Origin of the sequence: Ktedonobacter robiniae (assembly GCF_016587375.1) — a bacterium.
GTDB classification, from domain to species: Bacteria; Chloroflexota; Ktedonobacteria; order Ktedonobacterales; family Ktedonobacteraceae; genus Ktedonobacter; species Ktedonobacter robiniae.
In genome coordinates, this window is the sequence record NZ_BNJG01000001.1 from 3,548,038 (window position 1) to 3,564,224 (window position 16,187).

A 16,187-nucleotide genomic window follows, 5' to 3' on the forward strand; every position below is an offset into this window, starting at 1 on the left:
GCGCAGGCGGATTCGGTTCAATCTCACGTACCTTTCCTTTAGAACTGCTGAGACTGCTCTATCATCGGAGGCTGTTCTTGCTGATTATCCGAGGTTGGAGATGAGAGCGCGCGATAGCCTCGCTTCAGCATAGCGCTTATGCCCCCAAGCAGAATCAAGGTGAAGATCGACAGCGAAACGAAGAGCAATGGCCCATAGCTTCCAAAGAATTGAGCCTGTGGCATCACTTTGAAGAAGAGAGCCCCTAAAGGGGTATTGTACATGTGTGCCCATGTATATATATTCCAGACGACTGTGGCGGACAAGGAGATAATGAGTGTGATTGTCACTACGGACGCATAGCGGAAAACGCGGCGCAGAAATGGCTTTTGTTGCTCATCGGTTTCGATAGCGAGTAGAAGAGCACCAAAGCCAAGGAAGGGAAGCAGACAAGCCCCAAAGGAGTAAAGAAAGATTTGAAGCGGAGAATAGATGCTACCAACCCAGGCGGCGCTATTCTGGAAGAAACAAATCAAGAAGAAGCTTAGTGCCGGGAGAAGCACCACTGCTGCGACCATAGCGAGCAGCCCCTTTTGCCGCGCTCTTATAGTCTGCCATCCTTTTATGAGGCCAAGAAACAATCCGCTACAAGCAATTTCAAGCACTAAGACTGTAGAAAGCTCCGAGAATATGTCGCGTATCGGGCCAAAAGGCTCATTGTTGGTTGGTATCAGGACAGCCATAGGCGATGACTGCAATAGCGGGAAGATCAACAGAGGCAGAAGGACGCTGGCAAGCGTACCAAGAAGCAACAGCTTACGTCTGGCTGGCGGCGCACTTCTCAGGATACGAGTGAGAAAGAATATATTCGCGACGAATAATAAGAGGAACTCAATGTACAGCGCATAGACGGCAATATTGTTGCTCATGAACCCCGGATCACTCCATAAGTTGGGATCAGCGACCTTGAACGCTGCAATGAGTGGAAATCTATTCAAGGCATGCGGGTCGCTCCCTATAGGAACCCCTGTTGCTGTATACGCCCCAATAATGATTTCATATGGCATCGAGAGCGATTGCCAGATGAACAGAGCGGCGGTGAAAACGGCCAGGAGAGCCATATAGGCCCTGGTGGTCAGCCTGACATCCTGGAGAGAGAAGGCGCTTTGCTGGCTGCGGTAGTGTGGATCGAGCTGTGCATCAATGGCCCCGAGCAGCAGATCAAAGAAGGTCAAAGGAGTGATAGTGTGCTGTTCGAGGACGGCGAGCATCTCCTCTTCATAGCGCTCGCGCCAAGCGCGCGGGTAGAGGCGCAGGAAAGTTCGGTTCAATCTCATATACCTTTCCTTTCGTTGGTGATCGTGAGGGTGTGCATCAATACGTTCATTGTAAAAGCTGGCGGAGCGGCGAGACTTCCTTAAGGTGTCCTCTCCAGCGGGTGTGAGAGCGTAGGGGCGCAGGTGTTGCTCCGGCGCGAGCGGTTCAATCCAGCCCTGGTGTTCCAGGGAAGCCAGGATGCGGTAGAACGTGCCGGGTTCCGGTAACGCTATGGTCTCCTGCTCAAGCTCCGCTAACAGGTCTAAGGTGTGCTTGGGCGCGTCCTCAAGGCAGGAGAGAATGTGCGAAGCAAGTTGCACGTAGCCGATGGGTAACCGTGCCTGTTGAGACATCATCAGGGTACCTCTTCTCTCTTGATTGAGTGTTAGGTGGTCGAGAGGCGCTGCGAACTAACGGCGACGATGCGACTCATCGTCGCGATCTGCTCGCGCAGGGCGGTCACTCCAGCGGCAGTAATGCGATAGGGACGCCGCCGCTCCTCTGGGGGGAGCGGTACGATCCAGCCCTGGCGTTCGAGGCGCGCGAGTGCGCCATAGAGCGTACCAGGTTCGAGTTTTGTGCCGCTGAACGCGGCGATGTCCTCCATCATGGCGTACCCATGTTTGGGTCCACTTGCCAAACTGGAGAGGATGAGAAGCGAGGGATCAGAATAGCGACCCAACTCGAAGGGGTCTTTCTCTCTGGGCATGGTTCAACCTCATAGTTATTTATACAGTGAGACTTTATATCGTGAAACTTACTAAGCCTGAATGAATAATAGCATATGTGGAGGGGAATTGCAAATTGCTCTACAACAACGGTGGTGCGCCTGGGCGCATGACGGTTCGAAGGTGTGCCAGAGCCACAAGGTTCCGCCTGTCATTTACCAAAAAACAACAGAGAAGAATCTCTAGATAGAGATTCTTCTCTGTTGTTACAGAATTGAATAGAATTACCGACCTCCAGGTTATTTTGTGGAGATCCAGACGCACATCTCACCAGCCTGGCGATGATCCCAGACATAATAGGGAATAGCAGTGAGCGTATGCGCATGAGATTGTGGAGGGGTCGTTTTATACAATGTATCCGACCAATCCTCGCTCTCTACAACGGTCGCCGGACCCTCAATAACGGTGACCCCACCTAAAAGCTCAGGCTCAAAGCGGCTCTCCAATGTAGCCGTTTCAGGTAGACGGATATGATGTAGTGGCACCGCATTATCTGCACCTTCCAGACAATATACCAGGGGACCACGTTGCAAGGCGACTTGATTACTGTTCTCACGTACATCTGGATGTGCATAGACTCGCATCACCGGCATCGCCAGATTAAGTACTATCTGATCACCACTCTGCCAGCGGCGCTCAATTCGTACATACCCCTTTTGCAAATGGTCATCAAGCACAATAGTTTCACCATTTAGAGAAAGTTGTGCCGCCTGACACCAAGCAGGAATACGCAAGTTCAGGCCAAAATCAGCAGGCTCATCAAGAGTCATTTTCAGGCTGATCGCACCATCCCAGGGATACTTCGTTTCCTGCTTCACTTTCACGTTGTGCCCACCAACAGAAAGCTCACCTGTTCCTTGAATATATAAATGCGTAAAAATGTCTGTATCGCTCACCGTGTAGACATACTGACCCAACGACATCAATGTACGTGCTATATTTGGTGGACAACAGGCACACTTGAACCATCCTACACGGTGATGATCACCTTTGCTCTCCAGGGGATTAACATAAAAATATTTGCTTCCATCAAGCGAAATACCACTTAACATCCCGTTATATAATGCTCGTTCAAGCAGATCAGCATAGCGGCTATCCGCATCCAGTTGGAGCAAGCGGTAGTTCCACATGGCCAGACCAATTGAGGCGCAAGATTCGGCATACGCAGTCAGATTCGGCAGGTCGTAATCTTCCGTGAAACCCTCGTTCTTCGCTGTCGAGCCTATACCTCCGGTGATATAGAGCCGCTTGCTCACAAGATGATGCCAGAGACGCTCACCTGTCTGAAATAACGACTCATCGTACCTCTCCTTGACCAGGTCAGCGATAGCGCTATAGAGATACATTGCACGCACAGCATGTCCAACAACCTCTCTCTGCTCTCGTAGAGGCACATGTGATTGATTGTATTCATACGTCTGCGCCCAAAAATCGCGAGGATCATCCCCGCGCAAACGTGCTTCTTCATCAAAATAATGCGGCTGTTTGCCACGCTCATCAACAAAGTACTGGCTCAAATGCAGATACCGCTTCTCTCCGGTAACACGATAGAGTTTGACTAATGCCAGTTCGATCTCTGGATGCCCGCTGTATCCCCGCTTCTTGCCTTCTTCAAGCCCGAAGGTCCTATCAAGGTAATCAGCGTAACGACTCACAATATCCAGTAATGAGCGCTTACCCGTTCCCTGGAAATGAGCTACGCCAGCCTCTATCAGGTGGCCCGCACAATAGAGCTCATGCAGGTCCCGCATATTTGACCAGCGCTTCTCCGGCTCGACTTCTGTAAACCAGATGTTGAGGTAGCCATCTGGCTGTTGAATAGAGCGTATAAACTCAATAGTCTTATCAAGCAACGTATCCAGTTGAGCGTCTGGATGGGTCGCCAGACTTAAACTCGCTGCCTCAACCCACTTTGTAATATCTGTCTCCCAGAAAACATAGGGGATGGGATGCATTCCCCTCTTCCAACCCCGCTTCTCTGAATCAAAATAGTTATTCAGCTTCATTTGCTCATACATCATTGGCAAGGTGTTTTCACGCACTCTCTGCAAACGTGGTGCCCAGAATGTATCCTCAATAGTTACCGTTGTATGTGCGACAGCATTGGAACCCCGCCTTGCATCTGCTTGCTGAGTTGATGTTGGAGAAGATGATGTCATTGCCTATTCCTTTCACAATACGTATCGTACCAGCCACAGGGGATTTGTGGAGTATACAGATCAGCTTTGCCCTAGCCCATTATTCTTTCACTGCGCCAGCTACCAGGCCAGAGGTAATATAACGCTGTCCGAAGATAAAAACCAGGATAATTGGCAATGCCGCAACGACCGAAACCGCCATCAGGTCATTCCAACGCACCCCATATTCTCCGATGAACTTATAAATGCCCAACGTTAAAGGGCGCTTGTTATCATCAGAGATCAATGTCAGCGGGAAAAGAAAGTCGCTCCAGCCCATCAAAAAGGTGAGAGCACCAACCGTTAATATGCCAGGTCGCGAGAGCGGCATAATTATGCGGTAGAATGCCCCCCATAAACTACACCCATCAATAAAGGCTGCATCTTCCAGATCACGCGGCAAGCTTAAAAAATAGGGACGCATCACGAGCGTTGCAAACGGTAATGTACGCGTTGTAACCGCCAGGATTACCGCCGGAATAGAGTTCACCAGGCCGATTTGCGAAAAGATCACAAACAATGGTAGAGCCAGCATGATACTGGGAAACATCTGTACAACCAGAAAGGCCAGTAACATCCCCTGTTTTCCCTTTACTGGGAGCCGGGCCAATCCATAGGCCATTGGTGCTCCTAGCACCAAACTCAATAGCATTGTGCCAAGCGCAATCTGAAGACTATTGCCCATATAGCGCCATATATCTGTGTTCTGGATAAAGTTGGAGATATAAGGACTCCAATCAACCTGGTGGGGAAAAAACGTCGGTGGCGTGCTGAACAGCTCTGTCGTATTTTTGAGTGAACTGACAATGACCCAGTATAAAGGAAAGATCATTACGACCGTAAAGAAAATCCCTAACACTGTCAGCATAATTGTATTCCAGGATTTGCGATTGAGAGGAGGCTTATTCGCAGCACGATAAGCTTTTTGTGTAGTCATCATCAAGCAATCTCCTCTTGTCTCAGCAGGAACAGATAGATAGCGCTTACACCCAGCAAGAGTAGGAACATCAACGTAGCAACAGCTGCTCCTGAACCAAGGTCAAACTGGCCGAAGGCAATACGATAGGCATACAATGGCATTGCTTCAGTCGTATTGACCGGGCCGCCGCCAGTAAGGACATAAATCAGGTCAAACACATTTAATGTATAGATGAACCCGAGCATCAAAACTGTCAAGCTGGTTGAACGCATCAATGGCAGCGTAATATGCAAGAAACGCCCCAATCCATTTGCGCCATCAACAACCGCCGCCTCATACAGGGTCTCCGAAATTCCCTGCAAACCAGCTAAAAGCAACGACATGTTAAAGGGAATACCGATCCAGATATTCGCAATGACTACGGCCCATAGGGCCAGATTTGGGTTCGTAAGCCAGTCAATAGGTGAGGAGACCACATGCAAACTTTGCAAGACGTAGTTCACAATACCCGAGTCACTCTGCAACATCCATTTGAAGATCGTGGCACTTACAATCACCGGCAACATCCAGGCAATCATCACTGAACCACGCATCACGCCAACCAGGGGAATACGCCGATTAAATAACAACGCCATCGCGAAGCCGATAATATATTGGAAAACCAGTGAGGCAATGGTAAAGATCAGTGATACGACCAGAGAAGAGCGAAAATTTGGGTCAGAGATCACTGTATGATAATTATCCAGGCCAACAAATGGCGTAATACCAGTCAATAGGCTACCAACGTTCACCTGCTCAAAGCTATAGACAACCATGGTGATAACCGGATACACGAGAAAGAGAAGTAGGAACAGGGTCGCTGGCAATAAGAAGAGATAAGGGCCCAGCGTTTTGCTTATTCTCCGCCGCCTCACTGAACGCTGAGTCACTGTCTTCGCCTCTTGCGGAGAGGTATTGACAAGTGTAGACACGGGAAACTTCCTCCTTACTGTGACCTGCAAGGCCCAAGAGAACGAGTAAACGTACTCTCATACGAAGAGAAATACGTTTACTCTTCCTTCTACAACGCGTGATCACTAGGACGGTAGTAAAGGCTTTACTGCTTGACTGGCCGCTTGAAGAGCTGCTGAGGCGGACTTCTGTCCACTAATCGCTGCCTGGAACGCTTGCTGCACGTAATTCGAGATCTTTGGATAGTTCGGGCCATACGCACGCGGCTTGGCTGTAGTAAGCGCATTGACAAATACAGCTTGTTTGGGGTCCTGGATGAATGCGGAATCCTTGCCTAGATCTATACGACTTGGTAGTGTTCCGTTGCCCAGCAGGCACTTCTTGAGAACAGACAGTTCCTGTGTCCACTTGATAAACTCCCATGCTTCGGCCTGGTGCTGGCTGGTTGCAGTGATAGCCCAGTTCTCACCGCCCAGAATAGATGCTGCTTGCTTGCCTTGTGGCAGAGGAACAACGTCCCAGTTAAACTTGGCATTCGAGCGAGCAGCAGGAAGGTTCCAGGGGCCATTAATACACAATGCAGATTTGCCAGCGGTCCACTGCGTCATAGCGTCCTGCTGTGTCCAGTTCAAAGCATCCATTGAGAGCAGTCTCTCTTTGGTCAGATCGACCAGGTATTGTAAGGCGGTCGTAGCCTCAGGACTATCCAGCGAGTTCAGGTCCGCTCCTGCTTCCCACAGGAACGGCAAGAACTGGAAGGCCCCCTCTTCACTTTGTACCAGAGACATCGATAGCCCATAGACACCCTTGGTGGTCAACTTCTTCGTCGCATCATGCAGTTCATCCCAATTTGTAGGCGGGTTGATACCGGCCTTCTTCAGCATATCCGCGTTATAATAGAGCGCCAGGCAATTACTATTATTTGGAATGCCGTAGTTTTTATTTTTCCAGGTTGTTGATGTCCAGGGACCGGTAATATATTCGTTTCCTTGCCCCCACGAGGAGATTTGTGAGGTTAAATCTGCCAGAATACCCATGGAAGAAAATGCCTGGTGATCAGGATTATCAATAATCAAGATGTCAGGAAGCTGGCGGGCGGCTGCACCCTGAATAATTTTCTGTTTGAGGTCAGCGAAAGGGATGGCCGTGCGCTGAATCTTCACATTTGGCTTGGCTTTGGAGTAATCGGCCAGGAGCTGTAGATATCCAGCACCAGGCGGGTTGAAATAATCCCAGATGGTCAACGTCACGGGTCCGGAACCGGCACTACCAGCAGTGCCACCACATGCCTCAAGAAGCGTAATTGCAGCGCTCGTGCTGATGCCCAGGGCCGCCGTTTTTGCAATAAAAGCTCGACGGCTCATTTGTCCGGTACGAACTTCGGTCATCATGTCTTTCCAGGGTTCTTGTTGTTTGTGGGTCATCTATGACCTCCTTGTAAATGATGAAAATACTGAAACTCTCTCAGAGATACATCATCCTCTTCCATTGAGGAACATTGTCATCATTCAGACCAACCAACCATAACGAGAGAACGTCTGACCACTTCCATACGAAATTCGTTGCCAATCAACTGATCATACAACGAAAGATGTCTCCATGAACTCCATCCTGTGCTGATTAACCTCCATTCTTGCTCACTACCCCGGTTGTGAGGGATCACTTGAACCGCGTAAAATCAAGCTACAGGGAAGACGCACAATACCAGAGCGTTGTTCACCAGCAAACAGCGCTAGTAAGCTTTCACCCACATAACGTCCCACCTGTGCAAGGTTCATATCTACAGTTGTCAACGGCGGTCGAGTCGCACATGCCATGGGTTCCCAATTGTCAAAACCTACGACTGAAACATCGGTTGGAACACGTAGGCCGCGCGCTTGCAATGCCTCCATAGCTCCTCTTGCCAACTGGTCACTACCACAAAAAAGCGCGTCAATCGAAGGATCTTGATCAAAGAGAAAATTCGTTGCGGTATATCCCCAGCTTTCCTGCCAGGGACCCGATAGGACACGATTGTGGGGCAGCGCAATATCATGCTCAGCAAGCACTTGGCGCATGGCCCCTTCGCGTAAACGGACCGCTTCAAAATAACTGGGGCCTGTAATATGGGCCAATTGACGCCGTCCCAGATCAACAAGATGTTCAGTTGCTAGTCTCGCGCCTTGAGCATCATCGGGTAAGACGCACAAAGCGTTGGGATCTTCGACATAGGTAAACGCATAGACAACAGGTATTGCTGTCCTCCCTATGTTTATTGGCGGGCGCGAATCTTCACGCCGGGCAGATACCACGATCCCATCAACTTTGCGCGCCAGTAAATGCTGCAAATGTTGTTGCTCGCGACTCTGATCGCGTGAATTACAGAGCATCGCTGAAACCGGACGTGTCCCAAAGGCGTCTTCAATCCCCATCAAGAGGGGAAGACTAAAACGTCCATAGTTGTCGGTTGTTAATACGCCAACCATGACTCCATGACTTGCTGGAACATCCTCTTGGAGGCTAAAAAAACGAAAACCCAGGCGCCTGGCTTCAGAACGCACACGTTCTCGCGTTTCCGGGCTTAATTTCCCCCTCCCATTTATTGCTTTAGAGGCTGTCCCCAATGTCACACCAGCGGCATCTGCAACATCACGCAAGGTAACATTCTGCCTTGGCTGTGGTGATAGATCAAATAATTGTTTGTCCGGTTCAGACACCATCTAGCTATTTTCCTTGAATTTCATCCATACACGAGGAAACTTTTCACTCATAAATGGAAATATATAACCCCTCGAATCGAAGAATACCTAATATGCGCCATAAAGTCAAGCATGTTTCCCACCAAAAACGAAAAAAACAGCGTAATCACCAAAATTTGCAGCAGACAATGGCTCCAATAAGGAAAACTTTCCTGTATTTGAGAAAAACAAGATGCGCGAGTATTATCACCATCCCGAGAACGATCAGGCTCGCTAGGCCTGATGAGGCATGCGTGAGAAGGATCGTTCTCGGGATGGTGCTCACGCTGCTGCTCATTCTCATGGTTCTGCCAGAACTAAGAAGAACATCGGGCAAGGTGGACGGATCAAACGACAGGGACAAGCCGGAACCTTCTGGTATGTGCCCATTCAACGAGGGGAGAACAAGAAGGAGACCTCAAACGAGAGCGGGGTTATCAATGAGGAGAACAAATGGAATGAGAAACCCTCTTTCTCTCTCCCCTTTCTGGCACTCTCCCAAGAATAGATCATGAGTAGACCTCGTGTCCAGAGAACATAGTTCATTGTGAAGGAATGACATGTACACGATGCAAGCAATCTGGGGGCGTATTGAAGCGTGGTTAAGCAACTATGCCCCAGAACTTCTGGAGAACCTCCTTCCTGGAGTAGATGACGATGACATTCAAGAGATTGAAGCAGAGCTTGGATATATGTTTCCTGAAGACATCCGAGCTTCTTTGCGTCTTCATAATGGCACAATTGATAATTTCGCTGATATCTGGAGTCTCTTGAATATCGATGAAATAGCCGAAGCACAGCAGAGATTGTCTTCTGAAAATTCTTTGAAGCGCGCCTCCTGGATACCTCTAGTGAGGGATGGGTGCGGCGATTTTTTGTGTGTTGATATGCAGTCAGAGGCAGACGAGCCTCTGGGACAGATTGTGCATTATGATCGTGAAACCGTAAGTATCTGGGTTGCTTCCAGTTTTCAGGCCCTGTTGTCTGCATTTGCAGATCATCTCGAAATGGGGAAATATGCTCTTGACGAAATAGGGAGATTACATAGTCAGGAGCTTCTGTTTGATCGGCCTCAGCTTCCGCCTGGCTCGAAGCTAAAATACTATTGATTGTAGGCGAAAACAGGTACTCACAAGTGTTCCATTTCTCAAGTGGCCTGCCAGATGAGTCTACACCAGCATAATGGTAATTGGGCTGAAAGTTTCGATGGTGGCAAAATGGGCGATCCACACTTTTTTGAGGTAGCAATGACCCGCATCATTATGCTGGTTTCGCCCATGTCGTTTCCACATTTACAGTGACCGGCAAAGTGGTATCTATATTATGAGGTCTTCACCTTTTTGTCTGGTTGAGCTAATACTGCCACTAGACCCACTACGCAGGCAATGGTTATCAGGAGGGGAAGCAGAAGGTTCCCGGTGCTGATATCCCCTGGAATGGGATGGAGAAGATCGCTCTTTTCACCCAAATTCTCAAGGATGAGGAAGAGAATAAAGAAGCCGATGGCTGAAATGACAATAGCACCAAGTACCATCTGAATCGCTTCCTTCATACGCGATGCCGTCCCGGCTGTGGGACGTTGTGTGCTAGTTCGCGAGCGCGCAACGAGGGCCCGCATCAGGGCAACAATTGTGAGCAGGATCAGCCCGGAGCAAAGAGCGATATCTGCCCAGTAAAAGATCTGGAATGGAAGATATCCGCTTGTCCAGAGGAAGCTTCCCTGGGACTCCAGTTGAATCTGAATAGGTGTATTTACATTCACGGTCTTATTGTGGAAAGCAAAAAGTGGACCTGAAGAATCGCTGGAATTGGGATCTCTCCCAGGGGCGGGATAGTCGATGCTACCACTAAGGGCGCCTTTGAGGGTATGCTGGGAGTCACTAATGGAAGAGGGAATGGTGAGCGTGCCAATCACGTCTAGGGAATTGCCGGGATCTGAGAGTGTGGTATGGATACTATCATTCCAATCCCTCTCTTTTGGCTCCACAACCGTCAATGGCTGATTTATTCCATCAAGAGTGAGTGTCAGACCATTGGGGCTTGCCCAGTAATTGTTTAAACTGCCATCGATCTGAAAACCTAGCAGAACGTTTGTGCCCTGCGCCGCCGTGAGCGTAAGTGGCTTGTCCTTGTGAGCAACAAAGACCGTATGGGAAGCATATGAATGCGATGTGATGATGTATCCAGGGATGCCGAGCAGCAAGAGTAGAAGAAAATCCAGTAACGCGAGAGAAAACAATGCATGATTTTTTGCGAATGAGGGGATAGATAATGACATAACATTCTCCTACAAATATTTCGTGTGCAACCTGGCTCTTAATTCAATCGCGGCATGGACGATTGCTTTTCAGAACATAGTTGTGCAGAGAGTATGGCACCAAAGGCGTATGGCATCAAAGGGAGATAATGTTGTTTGTCTAAATTCTTTTCAGTTTTCCTCCACATATATTTTTCACATTTACAACCAGTTCTCCCCATAATTGTCAGGATAACGGCCTCTGCTCCAAATACATACTCTGCTTGCATTATAACATTTCTATCCCTGGTGTATGATTTATCGTGGCTGTCACACACCAGTGTGAATGAAATCCAGACGGGCTTTTTGCGATGTCTTCCTGATGCAGTAGGGAAGGATTCGCCAGCAGTATCACCAAAAGTGATACTGCTGGCGAATCCTTCCTCTCAAAGGTGATTTTTTATATTGAGGTTACTGATCTGCTACAAGGCGTGGAGAACATGCTGGATATTTGTGACTGCCCGAAGAGACAGCTGAGGGCATCGGCGAACCAGAAGGTGACTCGACCTGGCCTCCAAATAGAGAGCGCCCAACCCGCCAGTATTAGCGGACCTCGACGACCATTTCCACTTCGACCGGGGCGCCAGCAGGCAACTCCGCGACGCCAAGAGCGGCACGAGCATGTTTTCCCGTCTCCCCAAAGATTTCTTCAAGAAGGGTAGAGGCACCGTTGATGACGCGTGGCTGTTCCGTAAAACCTTCCGCCGAGGCGACATACCCATTCAACTTGACAATGCGCACTATAGCATCCAGCGAACCCGTCAGGCCACGTACCTCGGCCAGGCAGTTGAGCACCGCCAGGCGGGCTGCCTCCTGTCCCTGCTCAATCGAGACCTCGCGCCCCAATTTGCCTTGTATTGTCAACTTCCCCGCCACAGTTGGGGTCTGACCAGAGGCAAAAACGAGCTTGCCCACCTGAACGGCGGGAACATAGCTAAAGGCCGGCTTGGGCAGTTCCGGCATGGTGAAACCCAATTCTTTTACTCGTTCTTCAAAAGACATCGTATGCTTCCTTTCCTAGTGCTTGCTATAAATAGAGATAAGCAGGCAAGTAAGACGGTATCTCCAAAGGGTACCCTTACATGTTGCCTTTTTTCAGGAGGGGGAAACCAGTGTTTTTGTTACTGCCTTCGCCCACGTGCCGCAACGCGCCAAATAGCCTTGACAACCCCTCCCTGTGTCACAATGACTTCATCCGACAGATTGACTGTCGTACAAACGTGATTTGGGAAAAACAGTAGTTTGTCGCCAATTTCAGGGCTAAAACCTGGAGCAAGGCGTACTGTTCCATGCTCCTCGTTCATACGAATCACCACCCCGTTCTGACCGTCTATTGTGGCGCCGTATCCCTCCAAGCCTGCATTGGCGGGGATGACATCGCCACAAAAGGTTTTCGACCCGGCATCGATGATGGCCAGGTCGGGTGTAGGACGGCTAACCACTGTTGCTAGAATGGAGAGCGCGAGCTCATCTGGTGCGCTCGTTCCCACTTGCGTGGTCATGCGATCAAAAAAGACGTAGGTTCCCGGACGTACCTCGGTTATGCCTGGTACCTCGGCGGCCGATGACGCAGTCGGTGTTGAACCCACACTGATCTCTTGAATCGGGATACCAGCATGACGCAGCCGTTCAGCGATCGCAACCATCATCTCTCCCTCCATACGGCCTAAGATCTGTGGGTCTCTACTGGACGCCTCGGGGAAAGAGGCTCCGCGAAAGGTAAAAATGCCATCCAGGCTCAAACCTGGAGCGTCCAGCACTTGGCGGCACAGCTTTCCTACGGCCTCCTGCCCCACTCCCGTACGACCCAGGCCTGAGTCGATCTCTACGCGTACCAGGAGCGTGGAACCAATCTGGCTGGCGGCCTCAGAGAGTTGTTGTACCCCTTTCTCGCTCTCGACGCCCACAATCAGGCGACAATGTTGAGCCAGTCGCGCTGCGTGCCGCGCTTTTTCGGGCCCTATGATGGGGTATGCGACAAAGATGTCCTCGATGCCTGCCTCTGCGAAGACTTCTGCCTCGCTTAATTTGGCCGCGGTAATTCCTCCCGCCCCAGCCTTGAGTTGCATCTTTGCGATTTCTAACGTTTTATGCGTCTTGATATGGGGTCGCAAACGTACCCCTGCCTTCGCGGCGCTATCGGCATAGCGGCGGATATTCTTCTCTAATCGCGCAAGGTCGACAAGCAAAGCTGGCGTATCTACCTCTGTGATTGAGTGACCAATCATCGACATCCACTTCTCCTTCCTGATACTATTCCACGACGTATGTATCTTCATGAGCTGGGGCTATCAACTGTCCAGGCCGGTGCGGCGTGAGTTGCTTTTCTCGCACAACTATCTGACCTGAGACAATAACGGCCGAAATCCCTTCAGGATACACACGGGGTTGCTCATAGGTAGCGAGATCACTAATGGTTTCGGGATCAAAGATCACGAGATCGGCGACCTTGCCCACTGCAATCATACCGCGATCCGCAAGACGAAAACGCTCCGTGGGCAGAGCCGTCACCTTGCGCACAGCCTCTTCCAAAGCCAGGCTCCGCGTCTCGCGGACGTAGCGCTTAAAAAAACGGGGAAAGGTGCCATACAGCCTGGGGTGAGGACGTCCCGAGCGAAGAGGCAAACCATCCGAGCCAATCATCGAGAAGGGCGCTCGCACCACCTCGTCTACATCACGTTCATCCATATGGAAGATGAGAATGGTCATCTGTCCCTGCTCTTCTACGATCAGGTGAAAGAAGGCCTCTTCCGGCGCCATACCCAGGGTCTCAGCCACTTCGACCATGTTCAAGCCCTCAAGCGATCGCAAACGCTCCTGGCGCACCGTTGAGACAAATACACGATCCCAGCCGTTCGCGCCAACCTGGTTCTCCCAGCCCTCAATACCATGCGCGAAATCACGACAGACCTTGTGCCGTGTCTCTGGCTCGCGTAGTCGCTTGAGCATCGTTGCAAGGCCACCTTCTTGCAACCAGGGTGGGAGAAGTTGCGTGCCTAGCGTCGATCCTGCATTGTATGGATAGACATCGATGGTCACATCCAGGCCGCGTGTACGTGCATCCGAAATAAGATTCAATGCTCGCTGAATACTGCCCCAGTTATTGCGCCCGGTTACCTTCAGGTGGCTGATATGTATTGCGACCTCTGCGCGCTCAGCGATGGTGAGCATCTCTGTAAGGGAGCTTAGAAGTTGGTCCCCTTCGCCACGCATATGTGAGGTCACTACGCCACCATAACGGCCTACTACAGACGCAAGCCGTATAAGCTCAGATGTGGGCGTATACATGCCGGGCACATACATCAAACCCAGGGACATCCCGGCCGCGCCCGCCTCCATCGCTTCTCTCACCAACCCTTCCTGCGTGGTCATCTCCTGCTCCGTAGCATCACGCGGCTCAAAGCCCATGACCGCCACACGCACAGGGCCATGCCCAAACAGGGGACGTATATGCTGCCCCAGCGCCACGCTGCGCAACGTCTCAAATAAAGCCTCCGTTGTATACCAGTTCCATGGGTGCGTGTCCTCCCCCAGCACAGGGGCTGAATAGTTTTTCACCGCGTCCGCGTGCGTGGGAGCCAGAGGAGCCAGGCTGAAGCCACAATTGCCGGTTATAACGGTGGTGATGCCCTGCTGGACCTTCATCGGGACCACACCCTCTCTCAGCACCGTCAGGTCATCATGTGTGTGTGCATCAATAAAGCCAGGTGCGACGACCTGCCCTCCGGCGTCAAGTACGTGATGCGCCTCCGAAACAAGCTGAGAACCAAGCGCGACGATACGCTCACCGACGATGCCGATATCGCCTAGAAAGGCTGGAAAGCCTGTGCCATCGACGATACGAGCATTCCTGATGCAAAGATCATACATTTATATTCACCGACCTGCCATTTTTCTGCGTTCTTGAGGAATACCTTTTCTGCTCTTTCTCTCCAGGTGAGCGAAAAGGCAAAGAAGAAATCACACAGCTCTATGCAGCGTACCATATGAACCGCTATCTTGCCTACCTAACGCACCTGGGGTGTGGAAATGAGAAGAGGGGCCTGTCAACGGCGTTGACAGGCCCCTCTTCTCATTTCAATTTGCTCCGAGCCGGGCGACCTGCTCGGAGAAGTGGCAGGCAGCGTAGTGCTCACGCCCCTCTTTGGCCTCGAAGGCAGGTTCTACCTCGCGGCAGATATCCTGGGCCATGGGACAGCGGGTGTGGAAGCGACAACCCTTGGGGATATTGATCGGGCTGGGCAGGTCGCCGGAGAGGATGATGCGCTTACGCTGCTTCTCAATCTGGGGACTGGGAATTGGCACGGCTGAGAGCAAGGCCCGGGTATAGGGATGTTGAGGCGCCGCGTAGAGTTCATCTCTATCCGAGATCTCAACGATCTTGCCCAGGTACATGACGGCGATGCGGTCGGCAACGTGTCGGACCACGCTCAGGTCATGCGAAACGAAGAGATAGGTCAGGGAGAACTGGCGCTGTAGGCTTTGGAGGAGATTGAGCACCTGGGCGCGTACTGAGACATCCAGGGCCGAGACCGGCTCGTCGGCGATAATAAAATCGGGGTTGATCGCCAGCGCGCGTGCCACGGCGATACGTTGGCGCTGCCCACCGCTGAACTCATGAGGATAGCGGTCATAGTATTCTGGACGCAGACCTACCACGCGCAGTAGTTCAAGGATGCGCTCATGAACATCTGTTCCCTCCGCGACCCCGTGGATGTGCATTGGTTCCCCAATTAGTGAGCCGATGGTGAAGCGTGGGTTGAGTGAGGCGTAGGGGTCCTGAAAGACCATCTGAATGCGCTGGCGCACCTTGCGTAGCTCTTCTCCCTCTAAACTGGCCAGGTTCTGCCCATCGAAGACGATCTGGCCTGCGGTTGGCTTATAGAGGCGTACCAGGGTTCTGGCGATGGTCGTCTTCCCCGAGCCACTTTCGCCGACCAGGCCCAGCGTTTGCCCACGCACAATGCTGAAACTGACATCATCGACTGCACGTATATCTCCGACCTTGCGCTGGAAGACCAGGCCCCTGGTCAGGGGAAAGTAGGTCTTGAGGCCCTGCACCTCCAGGAGTGTCTGACTCCCTACGGCTGTGTCTGTCATGAT

The 16,187-nt window shown here is 51.0% G+C and carries 13 protein-coding genes; 1 reads left to right on the forward strand and 12 read right to left on the reverse strand.

From position 1 onward, the window contains the following. Positions 1 to 38: 38 nt before the first annotated feature. The 7 genes from JMJ04_RS14815 to JMJ04_RS14845 all read right to left on the reverse strand — a co-directional run bounded on the left by JMJ04_RS14815 (position 39) and on the right by JMJ04_RS14845 (position 8,770). A complete protein-coding gene (locus JMJ04_RS14815; RefSeq protein WP_201371232.1) occupies positions 39 to 1,652 on the reverse strand; it encodes a PadR family transcriptional regulator in 1,614 nt (537 codons plus the stop codon). Between the two features lie 29 nt (positions 1,653 to 1,681). Continuing rightward, positions 1,682 to 2,005 (reverse strand): PadR family transcriptional regulator, encoded by a 324-nt coding sequence (locus JMJ04_RS14820; RefSeq protein ID WP_201371233.1) that lies wholly within the window; start codon positions 2,003 to 2,005, stop codon positions 1,682 to 1,684. Positions 2,006 to 2,263: 258 nt separating this feature from the next. Further along, entirely contained in the window at positions 2,264 to 4,183 is a 1,920-nt protein-coding gene (locus tag JMJ04_RS14825; protein ID WP_201371234.1) for a glycoside hydrolase family 127 protein, read from the reverse strand. A 79-nt stretch (positions 4,184 to 4,262) separates the two neighbouring features. Further along, the gene (locus tag JMJ04_RS14830) at positions 4,263 to 5,141 is read right to left on the reverse strand and encodes a carbohydrate ABC transporter permease (protein WP_201371235.1); all 879 of its coding nucleotides are present in this window, start codon (positions 5,139 to 5,141) and stop codon (positions 4,263 to 4,265) included. Further along, a complete protein-coding gene (locus tag JMJ04_RS14835) occupies positions 5,141 to 6,091 on the reverse strand; it encodes a carbohydrate ABC transporter permease (protein WP_201371236.1) in 951 nt (316 codons plus the stop codon). The genes JMJ04_RS14830 and JMJ04_RS14835 overlap by 1 nt, the downstream gene beginning before the upstream one ends. Before the next feature lie 105 nt (positions 6,092 to 6,196). Next, complete coding sequence (locus tag JMJ04_RS14840) at positions 6,197 to 7,495, reverse strand: ABC transporter substrate-binding protein (RefSeq protein ID WP_201371237.1); 1,299 nt, start codon at positions 7,493 to 7,495, stop codon at positions 6,197 to 6,199. Positions 7,496 to 7,711: 216 nt separating this feature from the next. Beyond that, positions 7,712 to 8,770: a LacI family DNA-binding transcriptional regulator gene (locus JMJ04_RS14845; protein WP_201371238.1), complete on the reverse strand. Its 1,059-nt coding sequence runs from the start codon at positions 8,768 to 8,770 to the stop codon at positions 7,712 to 7,714. 587 nt (positions 8,771 to 9,357) lie between these two features. On the opposite strand from JMJ04_RS14845, the gene JMJ04_RS14850 reads away from it, so the two are divergent. Continuing rightward, positions 9,358 to 9,897, forward strand: coding sequence for an SMI1/KNR4 family protein (locus tag JMJ04_RS14850; RefSeq protein WP_201371239.1), 540 nt, complete (start codon positions 9,358 to 9,360; stop codon positions 9,895 to 9,897). Positions 9,898 to 10,109: 212 nt separating this feature from the next. Here JMJ04_RS14850 and JMJ04_RS14855 read toward each other — a convergent pair whose 3' ends face one another. The 5 genes from JMJ04_RS14855 to JMJ04_RS14875 all read right to left on the reverse strand — a co-directional run bounded on the left by JMJ04_RS14855 (position 10,110) and on the right by JMJ04_RS14875 (position 16,184). Next, positions 10,110 to 11,066: a hypothetical protein gene (locus tag JMJ04_RS14855; RefSeq protein WP_201371240.1), complete on the reverse strand. Its 957-nt coding sequence runs from the start codon at positions 11,064 to 11,066 to the stop codon at positions 10,110 to 10,112. A 561-nt stretch (positions 11,067 to 11,627) separates the two neighbouring features. Next, the gene (locus tag JMJ04_RS14860; RefSeq protein ID WP_201371241.1) at positions 11,628 to 12,086 is read right to left on the reverse strand and encodes a RidA family protein; all 459 of its coding nucleotides are present in this window, start codon (positions 12,084 to 12,086) and stop codon (positions 11,628 to 11,630) included. Positions 12,087 to 12,205: 119 nt separating this feature from the next. Then, positions 12,206 to 13,318: an alanine racemase gene (locus JMJ04_RS14865; protein ID WP_201371242.1), complete on the reverse strand. Its 1,113-nt coding sequence runs from the start codon at positions 13,316 to 13,318 to the stop codon at positions 12,206 to 12,208. 19 nt (positions 13,319 to 13,337) lie between these two features. Further along, on the reverse strand, positions 13,338 to 14,954 hold the full coding sequence (locus JMJ04_RS14870) for an N-acyl-D-amino-acid deacylase family protein (RefSeq protein ID WP_201371243.1): 1,617 nt from the start codon (positions 14,952 to 14,954) through the stop codon (positions 13,338 to 13,340). A gap of 207 nt (positions 14,955 to 15,161) precedes the next feature. Beyond that, entirely contained in the window at positions 15,162 to 16,184 is a 1,023-nt protein-coding gene (locus JMJ04_RS14875) for an ABC transporter ATP-binding protein (protein ID WP_201371244.1), read from the reverse strand. Positions 16,185 to 16,187 lie beyond the last annotated feature (3 nt).